General features: G+C 44.0%; 2 protein-coding genes. Both read left to right on the top strand.

Annotated features, from left to right (window positions below; translation table 11 throughout):
* A partial coding sequence (locus HSISS2_RS11025) for an LPXTG cell wall anchor domain-containing protein (protein ID WP_134981515.1) occupies positions 1–1366 on the top strand: 1366 nt, incomplete at its 5' end.
* Positions 1367–1673: 307 nt separating this feature from the next.
* Positions 1674–4510: accessory Sec-dependent serine-rich glycoprotein adhesin (locus tag HSISS2_RS07380; RefSeq protein WP_134981513.1), on the top strand; the 2837-nt coding region annotated here is incomplete at its 3' end.

The following is a 4510-nucleotide window of genomic DNA, read 5'->3' as shown; positions in this document are numbered from 1 at the left end:
ATTAAGTGCTTCAGTCTCAACCAGTGAATCAATGTCACTCAGCGAGTCATCAAGTATGAGCGCTTCAATTTCAATGAGTCAATCAGTCTCAATGTCAGTCTCTGAATCACAAAGCACAAGCGCCTCAGTTTCAGCAAGTCAGTCAGTTTCAACGTCAGTCTCTGAATCACAAAGCACAAGCGCCTCAGTTTCAGCGAGTCAATCAGTTTCAACGTCAGTCTCTGAATCACAAAGTACGAGCGCTTCAATCTCAACGAGCCAATCAGTTTCCGGTTCAATGAGTGCCTCAGAGTCAACCAGCGCTTCAGTTTCACTCAGCGAATCAACATCACTCAGTGAGTCAGCAAGCACAAGCTCCTCAGTTTCAGCGAGTCAATCCGTCTCAACCTCAATCTCTGAATCTCAAAGTACGAGCACTTCAGTCTCACTCAGCGAATCAACATCACTCAGTGAGTCAGCAAGCACAAGCGCCTCAGTTTCAGCGAGTCAGTCAGTTTCAACGTCAGTCTCTGAATCACAAAGCACAAGCGCTTCAATTTCAACGAGCCAATCCGTCTCAACGTCAGTTTCTGAATCACAAAGTACGAGTGCTTCAGTCTCAACCAGTGAATCAACATCACTCAGTGAGTCAGCAAGCACAAGTGCCTCAGTTTCAGCGAGTCAGTCCGTCTCAACGTCAGTTTCTGAATCACAAAGCACAAGCGCCTCAGTTTCAACGAGTCAGTCAGTATCTAACTCATTGTCATCGTCATTAAGTGCTTCAGTCTCAACCAGTGAATCAATGTCACTCAGCGAGTCAGCAAGCACAAGCGCCTCAGTTTCAATGAGCCAATCGGTTTCAGATTCAATGAGTGCCTCAGTTTCAGCGAGTCAATCCGTCTCAATGTCAGTCTCTGAATCACAAAGCACAAGCGCTTCAATTTCAACGAGCCAATCAGTTTCAGGTTCAATGAGCGTCTCAGAGTCAGCAAGTGCTTCAAGTAGCGTTTCCGCTTCAGTCTCAACAAGTGAATCCACATCACTCAGCGAGTCAGCAAGCACAAGCGCCTCAGTTTCAACGAGTCAATCGGTTTCAGATTCAATGAGTGCCTCAGAATCAGCAAGTGCTTCAAGCAGCGTTTCAGCTTCAGTAAGTGTCTCAACTTCAATGAGTGAATCAGCAAGCACTTCATTGTCTGCTTCAATGAGTACTTCAGTATCTTCTTCTGAAGTTAAAGATCCTAAGCATAAGCACGGTAGCCAAGCTCTTCCTAAGACTGGTGAGGAAGACTCATCGGCAGCTCTTGCTTTAGGTGCTTTGGCAACGGCAACAGGTCTTGCCTTTCTTGCCAAACGTAAGAAAGAAGAAGAGGGTGAAGACTTCTAATCGTCAGTAAGTCTCATTCTTACCTTCTCATTAAGATTTATAATATCCCTCATCATTTGAGCTTTTCTCAATGGTGGGGGATTTTTGCTTATCTAAAAAGACTAATAGTTTTAATATATCCAGATTTCTTATTTGTTGGGGTGCATTTGAATAGATTTGGGAATGTATAAGTTCAGGGAAAGCAAGTTTGAAATGAGATTTTTTGCTCAATTTTATGATAAAATTAGAAGGAGTATTTTAATCAAAAAATTAATGGAGTAAGTATGTTTTTAGAAGGAATGAAGGTCAATATCGTGAAACGGATCGTGTGACACGTTTTAAACTGGTGAAGTCAGGGAAGCACTGGCTTCGTGCAGCGACTTCAAACTTTGGTCTTTTTAAAGTGCTAAAAGGAGGAGTGGATTTACCTTCGATCAGTACCCAGCAGGTGGAAGTGGATTCATCTGCTTTCTCAGGACAGTCGCTCCTTAAGGGAGTGCTTGCTACGGGAGCCTTGTTAGGTGGGGCTGTTGTGAATCACGTGACTCATGCAGAAGAAGTGACAGATGGGCCAGTTTTGGAAAGCCAAGCTGGAGCTAAGGCTGATCTTTTAGTTGCATCAGATTCAGCTGTTATTGGCAATATTGGTTCTGTGTCTGGTGTCCAAGAGAGTCAGGTAAATAGTCAAGAGTCATCTGAAGCTGCGTCAAGTCAGACTTCCGAGACTTCTTTAAATGAGTCCTTGTCAAGCAGTCAATCTATTTCAGCTTCTGAACAGGCTTCAAAATCTGCCTCTCTGTCACTAAGTGCTTCGATTTCGACTTCCTTGTCAGCTTCTCTAGCTTCTCAATTGGAATCAGCGAGTCAGTCGGCTTCTCATAGTTTGTCTGAGAGTGGGCTTACAGGCTCTTCAGAGCGTTATGACAGCATATCTAATCAATCATTTAGCAAGAGTGATAGTGTTTCTCAAGAGGGTGTGAATCTTGTCAGCTCGGATTCGGCCATGTTACATGCTTCTTTGGCATCCGAAGCTCTTGTTAATCGTCAATTATCTGACACTGCAAACGGTCTGTTGGCTGTTTCGCTTGTGTCTAATACTGAGCGTTCAGATCAAGAAAAGCGTCTCAAAGATTTGGCCTTAGAGATTTATACTTATAAAGCTCAAGCACTTGATTTGCCAAATACGGATGCGGCTATTCTGAAGGGAAATCAAGCCTTGGATGCTATTCGTGTCAGTCTGGCTGATAGTGGCGTTGACATGGCCCCTACACTTACACAAGCAAGACAGGCTAGAAATAGTCTTGCTAATGCGGTGCTGCGTGCGACATCTGGTCAGCGTGACCCTCGAAATGGTGCTATCATTGGTACCGATAATAGCTTGCGTAATCCTTATTATAACTTAGGTCCTAACAATGGCTTGATTTCTGCTTATAACTCTGACTACATCAATCAGGCCTATCAAGTTGTTGAATCAAAACCAACACAATACAGTATTCGTAGTATTGGTTACACCTCATATAGTGATCGTGTCAATGGTATCAATATTCCCCAAACAACTGCTTTGAGAAATAGTTCCGTTGCTTTTAATGTTATGGGAACAGTTGGGGCTACTGAAGTAGTGCCGCCAGGAAGAATTTATAAGTTATCTTTTGTTGTGACCAATAGTGTCAACAGATCAGTGAAACAAACGCTTAGCATCCAGGTGTTACCTCAAAATGATGGGATTCGCAACCCGATTAAGGCAGTGACAACGGGTACTTTTGTCAATGACACGAGCAATCTCGCTCAGGCTGAAAAAGATAAGGTTTGGGAAACCTTTAAGGCGACAAATCCAAATATTGCGACCTCTAAGGACTTTAAGTCTTATTCCGTCTCAGCGACAGGTGTAGTGTCTATTACCTATAAGGATCATACCTCTAACGATGTGACTGCTCCTATCAAACGCCTGTCTGCCCCAACGGTGGCGACAAGGCTGTTGGATAAAGCCTATACACAGACAGCTGTAACGATAACAGGAGCTGAACCAGGGTCAACCGTTGTTTTATACAATAATGATGATGAGGTCGGAACAGCAGTGGCAAATGCTTCTGGCCAAGCGATTGTGACGCCAACGGTTAAGTTACAAACTGGTGGTGTAACGGCTAAAGCTCGCATCATGTATGGTAATTACCCTGTTTATTCAGATGCTAGTAACTCGGTTGCAGTCACAGATAGCACACGACCTGAAGTGGCTGCCAAGTTGACTGTCAATGGTGTCGAACCCAAGTCTACTCCCCTTGAAGGTGGTGGAAAAAACTACATTATCTATGCGGGTGATGACGCAGTTTTGACCTTTACCGCTACTGATGATAGTGGCAAGCTCAAAGAAATGAAGATTGTTGCCAGAGCTAATTTGGATGACAATGCTTTGAACGGTAATTTCCTTGGTGGTACCCAATACGGTACGGGAAATATAGCGCCAATTACAGGTGATATTACGGCAACAAGTGCCAATCCGGCAACCATTACGACAACTATTCATTTGAAGGATGATTTGACCTATTCTGCCCGTAACACATGGCAGCGCAATGTTGCTGCTATTGACAATGCGTCGAATATGAACCGTCCAAATGGTTTGGGTGAAATTCGGATGACGCAAGGACGTCTTGCAGATCGTACGCCAGGTGTTGCGCCAACGACGACCATTCAGGTGACAAGCCTGACTGCTCTGACAGAGGCAGATAAGAGTAAGGTTATTGCGGCTGTGTCGGCCTTGAATCCAGAAGCAGCTAATCGTATTAAGTCTTATACAGTCAATAATGATGGCACGGTGACAATTACTTATAAGGATGATACGACAAATACCGTGACGGTACCCTTGTCTAATAGTGACTATAGCAAGTCTCTTTCTAATAGTACGAGTGAATCTGTGAAACAGTCAGCATCTACAAGTACGTCCGTGAGTACAGTAGTGTCAAGGAATGTTTCAAATTCACTAAAACAATCTCTCTCAGTGAGTGCCTCTTTGAGCACGGTCAAGTCTCGCAGTTTATCACAATCTTTGAGCACATCGGTACGAACCAGCCAGTCCGCTTCTACAAGTGCTTCCTTGAGTACAGTCAAGTCTCGTAGTTTATCACAATCTTTGAGCACATCGGTACGAACCAGCCAGTCCGTTCCACAAGT

Origin of the sequence: Streptococcus sp. HSISS2 (assembly GCF_000448665.1) — a bacterium.
GTDB classification, from domain to species: domain Bacteria; phylum Bacillota; class Bacilli; order Lactobacillales; family Streptococcaceae; genus Streptococcus; species Streptococcus raffinosi.
The sequence above is the reverse complement of the archived record's forward strand: the minus strand, read 5'-3'. Positions and strand labels throughout refer to the sequence as shown.